Genomic DNA, 17,007 nt, shown 5'->3' with positions numbered 1-17,007 from the left:
ATCTGGCGTTGACTTTTGGCACGCTGTTGAGTTCTCAAGGAACGGACGCTTCCTTTGTACTCACCCTCTCGGGCTTTCCTCCGGGCGCTTCCCTTCGGTGTTTCCAACTTTATCAGGCTTTCCCGGTCCTTCTGACCACCCTCCCGCAGGCATGCGGAAGGAGATCCAGTAACGGGATCCGACGAGTTGGGTACTGCTGCGGCAAGGACGCTTTGCTTCGCGTCGCTCACCCTCAGGCAGGAGTGGAGACTGTACACGGGGCCGTTGAGTGAGAGCAAATCCGGTTGCGGATGTGGTCTAGACCTCTATTCGGACCGCTCATGCGGAACCGGGACTTCCCATGTCATACGCTGCTGCCCAGTGCGCCGTCCGGGACAGGCAGCGACGGCCCGTACAGACCCCCCGCCAGACCCCCGCCCCGAGAGGCTTCCCATGACCACCGTCTCGTCCCCGCTCGCAGGACGCGCCATCGGCCTGGCCGCGGTGCCCGATCCCGTCTTCTCCGGGGCCATGGTCGGCCCCGGCACGGCCATCGACCCGGTGCGGCAGCCGTCGGAGGCCGTCGCGCCCGTCGACGGTGTCATCGTTTCCCTGCACCCGCACGCCTTCGTCGTGGTCGACGAGGGCGGGCACGGCGTGCTGACCCATCTCGGCATCGACACCGTCCAGCTCAACGGCGAAGGTTTCCAGCTGCTCGTGAACAAGGGCGACACCGTCGCGCGCGGACAGGCGGTGGTGCGCTGGGACCCCGCCGCCGTCGAGGCCGCGGGCAAGTCGCCGATCTGCCCGGTCGTGGCCCTGGAAGCGACGGCCGAGGCCCTCACCGACGTCCGCGAGGACGGCGACGTGACGGCCGGCGAGAGCCTCTTCCTCTGGAAGTGACGCCGGTGCCGCGCTACGGCGGCATCTGCGGCTGGTAGGACAACCACTGCGGCGGCGGGACCCGTCGCACGATCGGGACGGGTGAGATGGAGACAACGCTGCGAGGCGTCGGCGTGAGCCACGGAGTGGCGATCGGCGAGGTTCGGCACATGGGTACGGCGGTACTGGAACCGCCCGCCAAGCAGATCCCGGCCGAGGACGCCGAGCGTGAGCAGGGCCGCGCCCGCCAGGCCGTGGAAGCCGTGGCCGCCGATCTGATCGCGCGCGGCAATCTGGCCGGCGGCGAGGCACAGGCGGTACTCGAGGCCCAGGCCATGATGGCCCAGGATCCCGAGCTGCTGGCAGACGTGGAGCGGCGGATCACCGTCGGGAGCACGGCCGAGCGCGCGGTGTACGACGCCTTCGCCGCGTACCGGGCCCTGCTGGCCGGCGCCGGTGAGTACCTGGCCGGGCGGGTGGCGGACCTGGACGACGTGCGGAATCGTATCGTCGCCCGGCTGCTGGGCGTGCCGATGCCCGGGGTTCCGGACAGCGACGAACCGTATGTGCTCATCGCGCGGGACCTGGCGCCCGCGGACACCGCGCTCCTCGACCCGACGCTCGTGCTGGGCTTCGTCACCGAGGAGGGCGGGCCCACCAGCCACAGCGCGATTCTGGCGCGGGCGCTCGGTGTACCCGCCGTGGTGGCGCTGCCGGGCGCCGGGGAGATTCCCGAGGGCACGGTGGTCGCCGTGGACGGCAGCACCGGTGACATCTTCGTCAATCCCGACGAGGAGAAGAGGACACGGCTCGCGGCCGAGGCGGCCGAGCAGAAGGCCGCGCTGGCCGCCGCGACCGGCCCGGGTGCCACTTCGGACGGGCACAAGGTGCCGCTGCTGGCGAACATCGGCGGTCCGGCCGACGTGCCCGCGGCCGTCGAGGCGGAGGCCGAGGGCGTCGGTCTGTTCCGGACCGAGTTCCTCTTCCTCGACGACAGCGAGAACGCGCCGTCGGAGGAGAAGCAGATCAGCGCCTACCGGCAGGTGCTCGAAGCGTTCCCGGAGGGCCGGGTCGTCGTGCGCGTGCTGGACGCCGGGGCGGACAAGCCGCTCGACTTCCTGACCCCGGGCGACGAGCCCAACCCCGCGCTGGGCGTGCGGGGTCTGCGGACGCTGCTCGACCACCCCGACGTACTGCGTACGCAGCTGACGGCCCTGGCGAAGGCGTCGGACGGACTGCCGGTCTACCTTGAGGTCATGGCCCCGATGGTGGCGGACCGGGCGGATGCGAAGGCATTCGCGGACGCGTGCCGCGAGGCCGGGCTGCGGGCGAAGTTCGGTGCCATGGTGGAGATCCCGTCGGCGGCGCTGCGGGCGCGTTCGGTGCTGCAGGAGGTCGAGTTCCTGTCGCTGGGGACCAACGACCTCGCGCAGTACACCTTCGCCGCCGACCGTCAGGTGGGCGCCGTGTCCCGGCTGCAGGACCCCTGGCAGCCGGCGCTGCTCGACCTGGTCGCGCTGTCGGCCGAGGCGGCGAAGGCCGAGGGCAAGAGCTGCGGTGTCTGCGGTGAGGCCGCGTCGGATCCGCTGCTGGCGTGTGTGCTGACCGGGCTCGGTGTCACCTCCCTGTCGATGGGTGCGGCGTCGCTGCCGTATGTGCGGGCGACCCTGGCGAAGTTCACGCTGGCGCAGTGCGAGCGCGCCGCTGCCGCCGCCCGGGCCGCGGACAGTGCCGACGAGGCGCGCGGCGCCGCACAGGCGGTGCTGTCCGGCGAGTAGCGGCCGGGCGCGAGTGCCGTGGGTGTCGGGTGCGGGGCGTTCCACCTTCGGGTGGGGCGCCCCGCGGTCGTTCACCGTTCAGTGGTGGTGTCCCGGCGGCAGGTGCTGGTCTCCGAGGTCGGGCGGGGCACAGTAGTCGACGTTGGACTCCGGGGAGATGAGGTCGCCGTTCTCGACATCCGTGCAGTAGGCGTCGAAGACCTCGCCGGCGGTGAGGGGCTCGAACCCGTATCCCCGCAGGCGCCAGCCGTGGATGCGGTCGGGGCCGCTCGGCGGGCTGATCCGCATGACGAGGCCTCCGGGGCTGTGGGTGGCGAGGCCGAGGGCGAGGACGCTGGTGAATTCGAGGGCCTCGGCCTCGTCGATGTCCGGGATGCCGTCGGCGCTGTCGTCGGCGTGGAGGACGGAGAGGAGGTTCTCCGGGGAGCGGGAGACGCTGCAGACCAGGTGCCGGTTGCCGGCCGGGGCCGTGTCGAGGACGCGGGCCAGGAGGCTCGAGGCGCGGGTGAAGGCGGCTCGGCCGAGGTCTTCGCCGCAGGTGCTGCACCTGCCGAGGCGGGCGAGCAGGGTGGCCGCGTACTCCCAGGTGGCCTGCCGGACCGCTTCGTCGACGAGGGCCGGGACGAGGTCGGTGAGGGGCTGGCCCTCGTACGGCACGGAGGGGCCGTGGGCGGCTAGTTCGGCCGTGAAGCGGGTGCGGCTGGCGGGGGCGTCGGGGTCGAGGCCCGCCTTGGCGCAGTAGTCGGCGTACTCCTCGGGGTCGAACAGGGCGATCGTGGTGTGGCTGCCCTGTGTCGCGCGTTCCCTCAGGAGGGCTTCGATCTGGTGCAGGTAGGCGGCGTGGTCCTGGAAGGTGAAGCTGCGGTAGCGCCGCATGGTGCGGAAGTCGTGTTCGTCGGTGAGCAGGCCGATGGTGCCCGCGATCTCGCGACGCAGGACGCGTCGCGTGGTCCGGTCGGTCCGGCTGGTCCGGCTGGTCTTCCCGGTCTGGTCGGTGTGCGCCATGTTTCCCCCTGTGCGCGGTTGATCAATGCTCACTCACAGTAATCGGAGGCACTGACAACGGCGTGCGGCAGGGGGCGGCGCCCGGCCGCCGTGTGGGGCGGCCAGGGGGGGGCAAGGGCCTGGTCAGGTGCGCTTGCGGGCGAGTTCCTCGTAGAAGTGGAGCAGGTCGAGGTTGTCGATGGAGCCCGGGTTGACGGCCTTGTCGAGCGGGGTGCCCTGGAGGAGGCGCTTGACGGGGACCTCGATGCGTTTGCCGGTCAGGGTGTGCGGGATGCCGGGTACCTCGATGACCTCGTCGGGGACGTGGCGCGGGGAGAGCTGGGCGCGGATGGTCCGTTTGATGCGGTCGAGCAGGTCCTCGTCGAGGGCGGCTCCGGGGGCCAGGTGCACGAACAGGGGCATCCAGTAGCCGCCGTCGGGCTGTTCGACTCCGATGACCAGGGATTCCCTGATCTCGGGGAGGCGTTCGACGGCTTCGTAGATGTCGGCCGAGCCCATGCGGACGCCCTGCCGGTTGAGGGTGGAGTCGGAGCGGCCGTGGATGACGACGGAGCCGCGTGAGGTGAGGGTGATCCAGTCGCCGTGCCGCCAGACGCCGGGGTAGGTGTCGAAGTAGCTGTCGTGGTAGCGGCTGCCGTCGGGGTCGTTCCAGAAGCGGATCGGCATCGAGGGCATGGGCTTGGTGACGACCAGCTCGCCGACCTCGTCGGTGAGGGGGTTCCCGTCGGGGTCCCAGGCCTGGAGGTCGGTGCCGAGGCCCGGCGCCTGGAGTTCGCCGATGTGCACGGGCAGGGTGGGGACGGCGCCGGCGAAGCAGGAGCAGACGTCGGTGCCGCCGCTGACCGAGGCGATCCACAGGTCGGCGCCGGCCGCGGCGAACTCGTCGTGCAGCCAGCGGAAGCCGTCGGGCGGCAGCGGGGAGCCGGTGGTGGCGACGCACTGGATCCTGGTGAGGTCGTGGTCGCGGGCCGGGTGGACGTCCGCTTTGCGGCAGGCCATGACGTAGGCGGCCGAGGTGCCGAAGAGCGTGGCGCCGGTGCGTTCGGCGACGCGCCACTGGGCGTCCGTGGCCGGGAAGCCGGGGCTGCCGTCGTAGAGGATGATCGTGGTGCCGGTGAGCAGGCCGGAGACGAGGAAGTTCCACATCATCCAGCCGGTCGAGGTGTACCAGAAGAAGCGGTCCTCGGGGCCGAGGTCGCAGTGCAGGCCGAGCTGCTTGAGGTGTTCGACGAGGATGCCGCCCTGGGACTGGACGATGGCCTTGGGCAGGCCGGTGGTGCCGGAGGAGTAGAGCACCCACAGAGGGTGGTCGAAGGGCACCTGCTCGAAGACCGGCTCGGTGTCGGCGGCCGTCAGCGTGTCCCAGTGCAGCGCTCCCTCGGGTGTGTCGGTGCCGAGGAGCGGGATGTGGACGACCGCGCGGAGGGTGGGCAGTTCGCGGCGGAGTTCGGCGACGGTGTCGCGGCGGTCGTGTTCCTTGCCGCCGTAGCGGTAGCCGTCGACGGTGAAGAGGACGACGGGTTCGACCTGCTGGAAGCGGTCGAGGACGCTGCGGGCGCCGAAGTCGGGGGCGCAGGAGGTCCACACTCCGCCGACGGCTGCCGTGGCGAGGAGGGCGACGACGGCCTCGGGGACGTTGGGGAGGTAGCCGCTGACGCGGTCGCCGGGGCGCACGCCGAGGGCACGCAGTTCGGCGGCGAGGGAGCCGACCTGGCGGCGCAGTTCGGCCCAGGTGACGGGGCGGGGTTCGTGGGTCTCGTCGACGTGCAGCAGGGCCGGTTCGCCGGCCCGGGTGTCCGCCGCGCGCAGAGCGTGTTCGGCGTAGTTCAGAGTGGCGCCCGGGAACCACTGGGCGCCGGGCATGGCGGCGTCGCCGAGTACGCGCGCGTACGGGGTGGAGAAGCGTACGTCGAACCACTCCGTGACGGCCTGCCAGAACGTCTCCGGGGCGTCGACGGACCATCGGTGCAGGGTGGCGTAGCCGCCGTCGGCGGGCGCTCCGTGGTGTCGCGCGGCCCAGGTCTGGAACTCGGTGATCCGCGCCCGGGCGACGCGCTGTGCGTCGGGCTGCCAGAGCGGCTGGGGGTTCACGGTCGACATCGGCGGCTCCCGGGCTGTGCGCTTCGTGTGCGTCCCGGGCCCATGGGCTGGGGTGTGCGCGGGACGCGGCTGACAGGGACGATGCCATGTGATCGACTTCCGCACCAGGGCCCACCTCACAGGGCGGTGTCATGAAGATGTGCTCCGGTCGCGGGTGAACGGCAGTTGAACGACGCCCCGGCGCGCGGTGGTCGGTGGCAAGGTGATCACTATGGACGGTCGTGACCTGGTGCGTTCGGTGAAGTCGGTCGGTTCTGCGGGGGCGGCGCAGGGGTTGCGTTCGGTTCGGGCGGCGTGGCGCCACCGGCGTGCCGACGCCGCCGTACTGCCGCGGCGGGGTGCGGAGCGGGCCCGGGTGCCGGGGCCGGTGCGTGAGGTGGAGCCGGGTCCCGGGGGCGGTGTCGTCCGCTTCGGCCGCTCCGAGCTGCGCGTTCTCGTCGCGGTGAACGGGGCGGTCTTCTGGGGCTGGGACGGGGCCGGTCCCGAGCCGTCGTACGCGCTGGCGGGCCGCTGTCCGGAGCCGGATCCGCGGGCGGTGCTGGAACCCGACAAGGACGGCGGCTGGCGGGTGGTGGCGGAGCGGGCGACGGTGGCCGTGTCCCGGCACGGGGCGATCGAGGTCCGTACGCCCGGGGGTGTGGTGCTGCGCCGTGAGCTGCCGCCGCGCTGGTGGGAGCCGGTGGGCGGCGGGCCGGCGCGCTGGACGCAGCGCTCGGAGGTGGCGGCCGACGCCCGGTTCTTCGGTCTCGGTGGCCGGGCGGCGGGGCCGCGGCTGCGGACGGGTACGTACCGCTTGTGGAACGCCGGTCCCGGCGGGCCGTTCGCGACGGGCGCGGACCGGCCGTCCGTGACGATGCCGGTGCAGGTGGTGGTGGCCGACGCGGGGACGCATCTGGTCTTCTACGACACTTCCTGGGACGGCACGGTGGCGCTGCGGGAGGGCGAGGAGGGTGCCGGGTCCGGGCACGACCGGCCGGGGCGGAGCGTGCTGCGGATGGACGGCGGCGCGCTGCGGTGCTGGGTGACGGTGGGCACCCCCGCGCGGGTGCTGCTCGCCTGGGCGTCGCTGACCGGCGCGCCGGCGCTGCCGCCGTCGTGGGCGCTCGGTCACCATCACGGGTGGTGGGGCTCCGGTGACGAGCAGGAGGTGCGGCGGGTCGCCGCCGGCTTCCAGGAGCGCGATCTGCCGTTGGAGGCGGTCCATCTGGGCATCGGTCACGCGGACGCGCGGCGGGTGTTCACCGTCGACGAGGAGCGGTTCCCCAAGCTGTCCGTCCTCGCCGACGAGCTGCGGCGGGACGGGATCCGGCTGGTGTCGGTCGTCGAGCCCGCGGTCGCGGTCGTGCCGGGCGACGCCGTGTACGACGGCGGTGCGCGCGAGGACGTGTTCGTGCGGGGCGCCTCGGGGCGGGTGGTCCGCGGTGTGGGGCGGCCGGGGGACGTGGTGTTCCCGGACTTCACGCGCGCGGAGGTGCGCGAGTGGTGGGGCGGTCTCTACGAGGAGCGGCTCGGGCGGGGTTTCGCCGGGGTCTGGCACGACCTGGACGCGCCCACGTCGTTCGCGGCCTTCGGGGAGGCGACGCTGCCGCGGTCGGCGCGGCACGGACCTGCGGGCGGCGCCGACCACCGGGAGGCGCACAACGTGTACGCGTTGTGCATGGCGCGGGCCGGTTACGAGGGGCTGCGGGCTCTGGCGCCCGACGAGCGGCCGTTCGTGCTGTCGCGCTCGGGCTGGGCCGGCATGCAGCGCTACGGCGGCGCGTGGTCGGGCGACGTGGGTACGGGCTGGAGCGCGCTGCGGGCGTCGCTGGGGCTGGTGGTGGGGCTCGGGTTGTGCGGAGTGCCGTACTCGGGGACGGACGTGGGCGGCTGCGACGGCAGTCCGTCGCCGGAGCTCTATCTGCGGTGGCTGCAACTGGCGGCCCGGCTGCCGCTGCTGCGGACGGGTGGCGGGCGGCGGGCCGGGCGACGGGAGCCGTGGGGGTTCGGGCCCGGGGTGCTGGAGCACGCGCGCGCGGCGCTCGACGAACGGCGGCGGCTGCGGCCGTACTTCGTGACGCTGGCGCATCTGGCGCGGCGTACGGGTGCGCCCTATGTGCGTCCTCTGTGGTGGTCGGCGCCCGAGGACCGCGCGCTGCGGGACTGCGAGGACGCGTTTCTGCTGGGCGACTCGCTGCTGGTGGCGCCGGTGCTCGATCCGGGGGTGGAGCGGCGGGCGGTGCGGTTGCCGCGCGGGCGCTGGTACGACGTGGCGACGGAGCGGGCGTACGAGGGTCCCGCGCGGGTGGTGGTCGAGGCTCCGCCGGAGCGGATACCGGTGTTCGCGCGCGCGGGAGCCGTAGTGCCGGTGCGCGGAGAGGGCGGCGCGGTGGAGCTGGAGGTGTGGGCACCCGCGCGGGGGCGGATCGGCGAGGGGCTGGTCGTGCCGGACGCGGGCGACGGCTGGGCGGAACCGGAGATCGAACGGTACGTGTCGCGCTGGGAGGGGCGGCGGGTGGTCGTGGAGCGCGAGGGCGAGGACGGCTTGGGCGTGCCGTCCCGCCCGGTGCGCGTGCGGGGGCTGGCGGAGCGGCCGGCTCAGATGTAGCGGCCCTCGAAGAACGCCCGTACGGCCGCGGTGTGCAGCGGGAAGGCGAGTTCCCCTGCCCTGCGCAGGAGGTGCCACCCGTCGGTCTCGTCGGTGGCCGCGGAGGGCGGCAGGCCTTGGGCCGGCCGCTCGGGCAGCAGTCCGAAGATCAGCAGGTGGCCGTCGGAGGAGCTCATGGCGTCGGCGAGCCGTACGTCGCGGCCGGCCGCGTCGATGCCCGTCTCCTCCTTGAGTTCGCGGGCGACGGCCTGCCGCCAGTCCTCGCGGTCGTCGATGAAGCCGCCGGGCAGGGCGACTCCCCCGCGCGCGGGGGCGACGGTGCGGGTGATGACGACCAGGGCGGTGCCCTGTTCGTCGTACACGGGCTGGAGGGCCACCGCGACCGGGAGGGGGTTGCGGTAGGCCGCGGTGCCGCACGCGGGGCAGGTGCGGGGCCAGCCGGAGACGCCCTCTCCGTAGGGCGTTCCGCAGCTCGAACAGTGGCTGTTCCGCGCGGAGTTGGGAACGGAGGCTTCGGTTTCGGACACGCGGCGGACTGTATCCGATCGCGGAGGGGGCGGCTCCGGCGGGCCGGTCAGCGGCGGCCCGCGAGCGACCTCGCGGAGACCGGGAAGTCGAAGTAGGTGTCCGGGTAGGGCTCGGGCCGGTAGGTGAAGTGCCACCACTCCTCGGGGAGGTTCACCAGTCCGACGTCCTCAAGGGTGTCCTTGAGCAGGAGCCGGTTGGCGCGCTGGGGGCCCTGGATGCGGGGGTCGAGCGTGTGGGAGCGGGTGTCGAAGCAGTCGAAGCCGGTGCCCATGTCGACGGAGTTGTCGGGGAAGCGTTCGTCCTGGGGCGCGAAGCAGGGCACCAGGGGCTCGCCCGGCCGGTACGGCCGGGTGGGCTCGGCGGGGAGCCGTACGATCGTGAGGTCCATGGTGGATCCCCGGCTGTGGCCGGACTTCTCCGCGATGTAGCCGTCGGCGAACAGGCGGGTCTTGTCGACGTCCGGGTAGAACTCGGCCTTCATGTCCTGGTCGTCGAGGTCCTCGGCCCAGCGGACGAAGTGGTCCACGGCGCGCTGCGGCCGGTAGCAGTCGTAGACCTTGAGGGAGTAGCCCTGGCTCAGCAGCCGGGTCTGGGCCTGGTGGAGGGCCTCGGCCGCGGGGCGGGTGAGGATGCACAGGGGCTGCCGGTAGCCGTCCACGGGCTCGCCGACGAAGTTGTGCGGGGTGAAGTAGCGGATCTCCTCGATGACGGTCGGGTCGACGCTTCTCAGGGCGACGAAGTCCTCGGGGGCCGTCGGCTCGGTCCGGGCCTGGGCGGTGGCGGGGACGGCCGTGACCGCGAGCACGGCGGCGAAGGCGGTGACCAGGCCGCGGAACGCGGCGGAAAGTCGTGTCATGCTCCCTGCATCTATCAGGGCCGGGCGCCGCCGGGGAAGTGGGCGGGCCGCCGGCTCGCGGCGCCCACGCGCGCGGGCGCCGGTTATCCGTGCGGCCGCCCCGGTCAGGTGGTGACGGTCCGGCGGCGGTCGGCCGCCTGCGTCATGGCGTGCTCCACGACGCCGATGAGGACGTCCTTCACGGACTCCCGGTCCCGGGCGTCGCACGTCACCAGGGGCACGTCCGCGTCGAGGTCGAGGGCCTGGCGCACGGTCTCGGCCGGGTAGCGCGCGGCGCCCTCGAAGCAGTTGACGCCGACGACGAACGGGATGGAGCGCCGCTCGAAGTAGTCGACGGCGGCGAAGCAGTCCTCCAGGCGCCGGGTGTCGGCCAGGACGACGGCGCCCAGGGCGCCCTCTGACAACTCGTCCCACATGAACCAGAACCGCTCCTGGCCGGGAGTGCCGAAGAGGTACAGCACCAGGTCGTCGCGCAGGGTGATCCGCCCGAAGTCCATGGCGACCGTGGTGGTGTTCTTCCCCTCGACGCCGCTGACGTCGTCGACGGGCCGTCCGGCCTCGGTGAGCAGCTCCTCCGTACGCAGCGGCCTGATCTCACTGACGGCACCGACGAGGGTGGTCTTGCCCACTCCGAAGCCGCCGGCCACCAGGATCTTCAGCGTGACGGGCTCGACCGGCGGCTTGCCGCGCTGGGAACGCCCGAAGATCATCGATCTCTTCTCCTTAAGGTGCCGCCCGACACGAAGGTGCCGCCCGACACGCCCGGGGGCCGGCTCACAGGGCCCTCAGTCCGTTGATCACGTCGCGCAGGATGTTCTCGTCCGGCAGCTCCGCCGGGGGCACGGGCCGGTTGACGCGGACGAGTTCGACGTCCACGAGGTCCCCGACCAGGACCCTTACGACTCCGACGGGCAGATCGAGTTCCGCGGCGAGTTCGGCGACCGACTGCGGCGTGTCGCGGCAGAGTGCGACGATGTCGACGTGCTCCGGGGAGAGGGTGACATCCGCCTCCGGGTCGTCCGCGTGGGGTTCGGCGACGACCACCGCGATCAGGTCGAGGCGGTGCTGGGCCGCGCTGGTGGTGCGGCCGCGCGTCATGGCGTACGGACGGACGACGGGGCCGGCCTCGTCGTCGAACCAGTGGTTTCTTCCCTGACCGTCTGCGCTCATGTCATCCCACTTACCCACCCGAGGGCAGATCGGTGCGCGGCGCGGTGCCCAGGTGCGCGCCGACCCGCTTGACCAGGAGGGTCATTTCGTAGGCGACCTGGCCGACGTCGGAGTCGGCGTCCGACAGGACGGCCAGGCAACTCCCGTCTCCGGCGGCCGTGACGAACAGGAAGGCGTCGTCGAGTTCGACGACCGTCTGCCGGACGCTGCCCGCCTCGAAGTGCCGGCCCACGCCCTTGGCGAGGCTGTGGAACCCGGACGCCACGGCGGCCAGGTGCTCGCTGTCCTCCCGGGTCAGGTCCTTGGACACGCCCGTCGCGAGGCCGTCGCCGGACAGGACGACGGCCTTGCGGATGCTGGCGACCCGGTCCACCAGGTCGTCGAGGAGCCAGTTGAGCTCTCCGGAGTTGATGTCGCTGTGGCCGGTCGGCTTCGGTGCGGTCATCGACCGTCCCCCTTGTTCGTTCCTCGTGGTGCTGATGGTGCTGATGGTGCCGTACTGCCGGTGCTGCCCGTACCACCGGCCCTGCCGGAGTCGTCTTCTCCCCCGGCCTCCCCGGCTTCCCCTGTTCCCCCGGCACCCCTGACTCCACCGGCTCCCTCGTCGTTCTCCCTGCGGCCCCGCTGCCAGCCGCGCTGGAGGGAGGCCATGCGGCTGCGGACCTCGTCCGCGTCGCGGTCGGCGGGGTCCGAGCGGTCCCCGGCGGCCGGCTCGGGGCTCTGCCTGAGCTGGGGGGCGAGGCTGGCCTGCCGCACGCGCCGGGGCAGCGCGCCGGGTTCGGTGCGGCCGGACGCCGTGTCCCCGCGCGCGGTAGACGCGCCGCGACGACGGGCGGGGAGCGACGGCAGCCCGCCGGCCTCCGCGCGGTCGGTGTCACGGCCGCCGTCGCGGCCGTCGGGGCCTTCCGACGAGCCTCCGGCGGGGACGCCCGGTCCACCGGGACGGTCCCCGCGGCGCCGTCGGGCGGGCAGTTCGGGCAACTCGTCCTCCCGCGCGTGCGGTGCGGTCGCGGGCCCGGTCCCGTTCGCGGGAGGCTGCCCGTCCACCCCTTCCCGGTCGCTCCGTTCGGGAACCGGGCGGCCGTGTGAACTGACCAGCTTGGGGGTGCGGCGGCGGGGCAGCGCGGCGGGTCCGTCCGCCTCGTCGGCCTCCGGCGCCGGCGCGTCGTCGCGGACGGGCCCGGCGTGTCGGGGTTCGGACCGGCGTCCGCCCGGGGGGTCGTCGGCCGCGACGAGTGAGCGGCGCGGCCGGAACAGGCCGCCGCGTTCGCCGTCCTGGTCGTCGAGGGCGTCCAGGTCGACGGGCGCCTCCAGTTCGACCGGGCCGTCCAGCAGCGCGGCCGGCCGGTCCGCCAGCCGCGCGGGCACGTGCGAGAGGGCCGCGCGGCGGCTCTCCTCCCGCTCCTTGTCGCTGACGTGCTGGGGGCGGTCGAGGCGGAACCCGACGCCGTTGGTGTCCGGGGCGTCCTCCGTGAGCAGGGCGTCGGGCACGAAGACGACGGCCGTGGTGCCGCCGTACGGGGAGGGCTGGAGGGACACCCGGACGTTCTGCCGCTGGGCGAGCCTGCTGACGACGTACAGGCCGAGCCGGTCGGTGTCGGAGAGTTCGAACTCCGGTGTCTCGGCGAGCCGGAGGTTGGCGTCCAGGAGGGCGTCGGCGGCCATGCCGAGGCCGCGGTCGTGGATCTCCAGGGTGAAGCCGTTGGCGACACGCTGGCCCAGCACCTGTACGGCGGTGTGCGGGGGCGAGAAGACCGTGGCGTTCTCCAGGAGTTCGGCCACGAGGTGGGTGAGGTCGGCGACGGCCGGTCCGGTGACGGCGACGCGCGGGAGTCTGCGCACCTCGATGCGCTCGTAGTCCTCGACCTCGGCGACGGCCGCCCGCACCACGTCCATGAGCTGGACGGGCTTGCGCCACTGCCGCGACGGTGCCGCGCCGGAGAGGATGACGAGGCCTTCGGCGTGCCGCCGCATGCGCGTGGTCAGGTGGTCCAGGCGGAACAGGTCGGCGAGTTCCTCGGTGTCGTCGGTCCTGCGCTCCATGGTGTCGAGCAGGGTGAGCTGCTTGTGCAGCAGCACCTGGCTGCGGCGCGCGAGGTTGACGAAGACCTCGGAGACACCCGCGCGGAGTTCGGCCTGTCTGACGGCGGCCTCCACCGCCGCGCGCTGCAGCGTGTTGAGGGCCTGCCCGACCTCGCCGATCTCGTTCTTGTCGTACTCCAGTCGCGGCACCTCGGTCTCCACGTCGACCTCCTCGCCCGCGGACAGGCGGCGCATCACGCTGGGCAGCCGGACACCGGAGGCCTCGAGGGCCTCAAGTCGCAGCTGCTTGAGGTCGCGGATGAGGGAACGGCCGATGCGCACCGACAGGAACAGGGAGTACAGCAGGGCGATCAGCCCGAGGGCTCCGGCGACGACGGCCTTGGCGACGGTGTTGGTGGCGACCGGGTCGACCCGGTCCTGGTAGCGGTCGGACGCCTGGTCGTCGAGATCGCCGAGTTCGTCCAGGACGCCGCCCGCCGCGGTGTCCCAGGCCTTCGCGGTGACGCCGTCGGGCTTGCCCTCCTCGGAGAAGACGACCGCCTGCTCGGCGCTCCTGAGGGGGGCGGAGGAGGCGTTCTTCCAGAAACGCTCGTAGCGGCCGCGCTCGGCGGCGGGCAGCAGCGGCAGGTTGATGTCGTACATCACGGTGCGCTGCGCCACGAGGTCGTTGACGTCCCGTATCTCGCTGCGGCTGAGCCAGCCGGCGACCAGGGCGGAGCCGAGCAGGGCGTCCTCGCGGGAGACCAGCTCGCGGGCGCGGGAGATGTTGACGAGCGCGCGGTACTGCTTGTCGAGGCCGACGTTGTCGATGACTTCAAGGTTGGCGAGCAGGTCGTGGCAGGGGTCCACGAGGCGGTTGTAGAGGCTGAGGGCCTGCGCACGGCTGACGGTGCCGTCCTCGACGCCGCTGCGCAGGGAGCCGATGCCGGCGAGGGCGTCCAGCACGGCGGTGAGACGTTCCTCCTCGGCCGGGCCGAGCTCGTCCCGCACGTCGGCGTCGGCCGCGTTGCGGCGGATCTCGGCGACGGCCTCGTCGGTGGCGGTGCGGCTGTGCTGCAGGGCGGAGAGTCCGTTGGCGGCACGCGGGTCGGCCAGGTGGACGAGGGTCTGGCGGCGTTCCTGCTGGAGGACGCGGACGGTGTCCTCGACGGGGTAGCCGATCTCCTCGACCACGGTCGAGACGCTGAAGAGGCGTTCCGCCTCGCGTCCCGTGAGTACGGTGGCGAAGGCCCAGATAGCGGTCAGGGCCACCAGGGGCACGAGGAGCAGCGCCACAATCTTCCGGCGGATCGACTTCCCGCGAAAGCGCATGGCCTCCCCCAGCTCGACCCCCACCGGCAGGGGGTGCACATGTGCGTCAACAAACGGCGCGAGCCTACTACTGCCCAACGGTCAACTCGAAGACCCGTCCGGAGCTCGAACCTCCGCTCCGGTGCCGGACGATGGTCAGTTGTCCGTTCATTGCGGGAGATTGCCACCGGGATCCGACGGTGGACCGGAAACGCGTCCGCCCGCCGGGAGGGGCGGATTGGCCGAAATTCTTCGACTGCGCGGTCTTTTCGGGAATCTTGTGGCCCCTTCGTTCGTCCTTCAGTGCGGGAAAGGAGGCGGAATCGGCCGCAGGAGCCGCGTTCCGTCTCCAGGGCGGCGTAAAGCAGCGCAAGCCGGGCAGTCAGGGGGGAGCCGTGTCGTGGGACACGGACGAGCTGTCTGCCGGCGGTGGGGAGTGACATGTCGATGGGCACGGCGGAGCGGCACAGGGCGCCCGAGGGCGACGACGCGTCCGAGGTGAGCGTGCCGGTGGTTTCCGAGACCCCGGACCGGGAGGTTGTGGAGGCCGGGCGGGTCCCGCGGACGCGCGAGCCGCAGGCGGCGTACCGGCCGTTGTGGCGCGAGGAGCCGGCGCGGCGGCGCCGGTTGCCGGATCCGGTGCGTACGGCGGCCGTGCGCGCGGTGATCGTCGTCGCCGTGACGCTGATCCTGGCGATGGTGGCGTTCCTGTGCACGCTGGCCGAGTCGTGGCTGGCGTTCCCGATGGTGCTCGGCAGTGTGGCGGGCACGGTGGTGGCCACCTGGGGCGTGCTGGACGTGTGGGTGACGCGGCAGGTCTGGAACCAGCGGCACGGTGTCGTGTCGGTGCCGAGCAGCACCGCGCGGGCCATGCGCCGCGAGCGTCGCCGGGCGAGGCGGCAGGCCCGTCGCGCCGAGCGCGGTCAGGAGCGGATAGGCCGGCGCGGCGGCACGGGTCAGCTGTCGCATCCCTGACCCGGCGGGCACGGCGGCAAGCGTATGCGGTAACGGCGGGGCGGCAGCAGCGCACCTCCGGCCCTCGTTGCGGCGGCCGCGCCCGGCCGTCCGCGGGGCAGGCCGGGTGTACGCCGGGCCGGCCCGGGGCGGGAACCGGATCGGCCTCCCGCCGCACCGGACTACGCGGGCACTCCGTGGGTCTCGTGGGCCTCACGGGTCTCGCGGGTGTCGCGGGCGAGTTCGCGGCGGGCCCGCGTGAAGGAACGGGCACGGGCCACCGCGAGCACGGCGGTTGTCCGGCCGGCCCGTTCGTAGCGGGCGAGGAAACCGTCCTCGCCCGGCGCGCCGTCGGCGATCCGGCCCTCGGTGACCCGGACGCTGTCGCCCTCGCGCCGCCGGCCGGCGAACTGGAGGCGGACGCCGTACTGGTCGGACCAGAAATAGGGCACCGACCTCGCGTCGGCGACCGTGCGCCCGGCGAGCAGGTTGGTCACGGCGGCCCGGGGCTGCCGGGTGGCGGAGGTCCAGTGCTCCGCGCGTGTGCCGCCGACGCGGGCCACGTCGCCGACGGCGACCACCTGCGGCAGGGAGGTCGCACAGCCGTCGTCGCACAGGACGCCGTCGTTCAGCGCCAGGGGCGAGCCGGCCAGCCAGGCGGTGTTGGGCGCGGCGCCGATGCCGACGACCACCACGTCGGCGGGCAGGACGCGGCCGTCGGTGAGCTCCACCGCCGTGACGGCCGTCGTGCCGTGCAGCGCGGACACGGAGGCCCCGGTCACCAGCGCCGTGCCGTTGCGTCGGTGCAGCGCGGCGCAGACGGCGGCCATGTCCGGGCCCAGTTGCGGCACGAGCGGCAGCGTCGCGGCCTCGACGACGGTGACGGTGTGCCCCAGCGCGGCACAGGAGGAGGCGGTCTCCGCGCCGACGAAACCGCCGCCGACGACCACCACGCGGCGTTCGCCCCCGGTGAGTTCGGCGCGCAGGGCGCGGGCGTCGTCCAGGGTGCGCAGGGTGTGGACGCCTGCCAGGCGGTCGCCGCCCAGGGTCCGGGCCGAGGCCCCGGTGGCGACGACGACGCCGTCGGTGGAGACGGTGCGGCCGTCGCCGAGCACCACGGTCCGTCCTCGGGCGTCCAGAGACCGGGCACGGACACCGAGCAGCCACTCGGCGTCCAGTTCCGCGTGTTCCTCGGCGTCGGTGAGCGCCAGATCCTCCTCGGGGGCGCGGCCGGTGAGGTACTCCTTGGAGAGGGGCGGCCGGTCGTAGGGCGCGTGGGTCTCCTCGCCGACGATCACCAGTCGGCCGTCGAAGCCCTGGGCCCGCAGTTCCCGGGCGGCGTAGAGGCCGGAGAGCGAGGCCCCTACGACGGTGACGGTCCTCATGCGGCGCTGTCCTCCTCGAAAGCGTCCTCCGTCGCGTCCTGCTCCGCCACGAGGTGCACGTGGACGAGGCCGTCGTCGACGGTGACCCGGTGGGTGCGGACGGGCCTGCGGGCGGGCAGACAGGTGGGCCGGCCGGTCCTGAGGTCGAACGAGGCGGCGTGCAGCGGGCATTCGACGAGGCAGCCCTCCAGCCAGCCGTCGGAGAGGGAGGCGTCCTGATGGCTGCAGGTGTCGTCGATGGCGTAGAGATCGCCGTCGTCGGTGTGGAAGACGGCGATCGGCGGAGTCGTCCCGACACGGGCGGACTCGCCCTTGGGGAGGTCTTCGAGGCGGCAGACGGGAATCATGGGTCCCCTCTCGGCCCGGAACCTGTGGCGGGTGCGCCGACGCGTACCCTTCCGGGATCCGGACGCTTCGATAACATGATGTTTCACATGGCGCACTGGAGAG

Annotated in this window: 14 protein-coding genes; 4 read left to right on the top strand and 10 right to left on the bottom strand. The window is 73.1% G+C overall.

Features of this window, described 5'->3' with window-relative positions; genetic code table 11:
- Positions 1–432: 432 nt before the first annotated feature.
- Positions 433–882 carry a PTS sugar transporter subunit IIA gene (locus IG94_RS0125795; RefSeq protein WP_031041796.1) on the top strand — a complete coding sequence of 150 codons (450 nt, stop codon included), beginning with the start codon at positions 433–435 and terminating at the stop codon, positions 880–882.
- An 86-nt stretch (positions 883–968) separates the two neighbouring features.
- The gene (gene ptsP, locus IG94_RS0125790; RefSeq protein WP_031041793.1) at positions 969–2,639 is read left to right on the top strand and encodes a phosphoenolpyruvate--protein phosphotransferase; all 1,671 of its coding nucleotides are present in this window, start codon (positions 969–971) and stop codon (positions 2,637–2,639) included.
- A gap of 78 nt (positions 2,640–2,717) precedes the next feature.
- On the opposite strand, the gene IG94_RS0125785 is transcribed toward ptsP, so the two are convergent.
- Entirely contained in the window at positions 2,718–3,644 is a 927-nt protein-coding gene (locus IG94_RS0125785; protein WP_031041791.1) for a hypothetical protein, read from the bottom strand.
- A gap of 123 nt (positions 3,645–3,767) precedes the next feature.
- Positions 3,768–5,744 (bottom strand): acetoacetate--CoA ligase, encoded by a 1,977-nt coding sequence (locus tag IG94_RS0125780; RefSeq protein WP_031041788.1) that lies wholly within the window; start codon positions 5,742–5,744, stop codon positions 3,768–3,770.
- Between the two features lie 211 nt (positions 5,745–5,955).
- Here IG94_RS0125780 and IG94_RS0125775 point away from each other — a divergent pair, with 211 nt between their 5' ends.
- Positions 5,956–8,331, top strand: a complete 2,376-nt coding sequence (locus IG94_RS0125775) for a glycoside hydrolase family 31 protein (protein ID WP_031041785.1) — start codon at positions 5,956–5,958, stop codon at positions 8,329–8,331.
- Here IG94_RS0125775 and IG94_RS0125770 read toward each other — a convergent pair.
- From IG94_RS0125770 to IG94_RS0125745, 6 genes are all read right to left on the bottom strand, one after another.
- Positions 8,322–8,858, bottom strand: a complete 537-nt coding sequence (locus IG94_RS0125770; protein WP_031041783.1) for an NUDIX domain-containing protein — start codon at positions 8,856–8,858, stop codon at positions 8,322–8,324. The two genes, IG94_RS0125775 and IG94_RS0125770, sit on opposite strands and share 10 nt — an antisense overlap.
- Before the next feature lie 47 nt (positions 8,859–8,905).
- Complete coding sequence (locus tag IG94_RS0125765; RefSeq protein ID WP_031041780.1) at positions 8,906–9,715, bottom strand: M15 family metallopeptidase; 810 nt, start codon at positions 9,713–9,715, stop codon at positions 8,906–8,908.
- Between the two features lie 104 nt (positions 9,716–9,819).
- Positions 9,820–10,425 (bottom strand): GTP-binding protein, encoded by a 606-nt coding sequence (locus IG94_RS0125760; protein ID WP_031041777.1) that lies wholly within the window; start codon positions 10,423–10,425, stop codon positions 9,820–9,822.
- A gap of 64 nt (positions 10,426–10,489) precedes the next feature.
- Positions 10,490–10,885 (bottom strand): DUF742 domain-containing protein, encoded by a 396-nt coding sequence (locus IG94_RS0125755; RefSeq protein WP_031041772.1) that lies wholly within the window; start codon positions 10,883–10,885, stop codon positions 10,490–10,492.
- A 10-nt stretch (positions 10,886–10,895) separates the two neighbouring features.
- A complete protein-coding gene (locus tag IG94_RS0125750) occupies positions 10,896–11,330 on the bottom strand; it encodes a roadblock/LC7 domain-containing protein (RefSeq protein ID WP_031041767.1) in 435 nt (144 codons plus the stop codon).
- Positions 11,327–14,239: a sensor histidine kinase gene (locus IG94_RS0125745; protein ID WP_078892421.1), complete on the bottom strand. Its 2,913-nt coding sequence runs from the start codon at positions 14,237–14,239 to the stop codon at positions 11,327–11,329. Before IG94_RS0125745 ends, IG94_RS0125750 begins: the two co-directional genes overlap by 4 nt.
- Positions 14,240–14,659: 420 nt before the next feature.
- On the opposite strand from IG94_RS0125745, the gene IG94_RS0125740 reads away from it, so the two are divergent.
- Positions 14,660–15,193 carry a hypothetical protein gene (locus IG94_RS0125740; RefSeq protein ID WP_078536067.1) on the top strand — a complete coding sequence of 178 codons (534 nt, stop codon included), beginning with the start codon at positions 14,660–14,662 and terminating at the stop codon, positions 15,191–15,193.
- A gap of 161 nt (positions 15,194–15,354) precedes the next feature.
- Here IG94_RS0125740 and IG94_RS0125735 read toward each other — a convergent pair whose 3' ends face one another.
- Both IG94_RS0125735 and IG94_RS0125730 read right to left on the bottom strand, forming a co-directional pair.
- The gene (locus tag IG94_RS0125735) at positions 15,355–16,557 is read right to left on the bottom strand and encodes an NAD(P)/FAD-dependent oxidoreductase (RefSeq protein WP_043484541.1); all 1,203 of its coding nucleotides are present in this window, start codon (positions 16,555–16,557) and stop codon (positions 15,355–15,357) included.
- Complete coding sequence (locus tag IG94_RS0125730) at positions 16,554–16,904, bottom strand: bifunctional 3-phenylpropionate/cinnamic acid dioxygenase ferredoxin subunit (protein WP_051159888.1); 351 nt, start codon at positions 16,902–16,904, stop codon at positions 16,554–16,556. The genes IG94_RS0125735 and IG94_RS0125730 overlap by 4 nt, the downstream gene beginning before the upstream one ends.
- Between the last annotated feature and the right edge of the window lie 103 nt (positions 16,905–17,007).

This window comes from Streptomyces olivaceus (genome assembly GCF_000721235.1).
Taxonomy (GTDB): domain Bacteria; phylum Actinomycetota; class Actinomycetes; order Streptomycetales; family Streptomycetaceae; genus Streptomyces; species Streptomyces olivaceus.
Note: the sequence above shows the minus strand (reverse complement) of the source record. Positions and strands in the feature narration are given on the sequence as shown.

Coding starts and splice junctions, on each gene's coding strand:
- ptsP (WP_031041793.1), top strand. CDS start 969: ATGGAGACAACGCTGCGAGGCGTCGGCGTGAGCCACGGAGTGGCGATC.
- IG94_RS0125755 (WP_031041772.1), bottom strand. CDS start 10,885: ATGAGCGCAGACGGTCAGGGAAGAAACCACTGGTTCGACGACGAGGCC.
- IG94_RS0125785 (WP_031041791.1), bottom strand. CDS start 3,644: ATGGCGCACACCGACCAGACCGGGAAGACCAGCCGGACCAGCCGGACC.
- IG94_RS0125760 (WP_031041777.1), bottom strand. CDS start 10,425: ATGATCTTCGGGCGTTCCCAGCGCGGCAAGCCGCCGGTCGAGCCCGTC.
- IG94_RS0125730 (WP_051159888.1), bottom strand. CDS start 16,904: ATGATTCCCGTCTGCCGCCTCGAAGACCTCCCCAAGGGCGAGTCCGCC.
- IG94_RS0125740 (WP_078536067.1), top strand. CDS start 14,660: ATGTCGATGGGCACGGCGGAGCGGCACAGGGCGCCCGAGGGCGACGAC.
- IG94_RS0125780 (WP_031041788.1), bottom strand. CDS start 5,744: ATGTCGACCGTGAACCCCCAGCCGCTCTGGCAGCCCGACGCACAGCGC.
- IG94_RS0125775 (WP_031041785.1), top strand. CDS start 5,956: ATGGACGGTCGTGACCTGGTGCGTTCGGTGAAGTCGGTCGGTTCTGCG.
- IG94_RS0125745 (WP_078892421.1), bottom strand. CDS start 14,239: ATGCGCTTTCGCGGGAAGTCGATCCGCCGGAAGATTGTGGCGCTGCTC.
- IG94_RS0125765 (WP_031041780.1), bottom strand. CDS start 9,715: ATGACACGACTTTCCGCCGCGTTCCGCGGCCTGGTCACCGCCTTCGCC.
- IG94_RS0125795 (WP_031041796.1), top strand. CDS start 433: ATGACCACCGTCTCGTCCCCGCTCGCAGGACGCGCCATCGGCCTGGCC.
- IG94_RS0125750 (WP_031041767.1), bottom strand. CDS start 11,330: ATGACCGCACCGAAGCCGACCGGCCACAGCGACATCAACTCCGGAGAG.
- IG94_RS0125735 (WP_043484541.1), bottom strand. CDS start 16,557: ATGAGGACCGTCACCGTCGTAGGGGCCTCGCTCTCCGGCCTCTACGCC.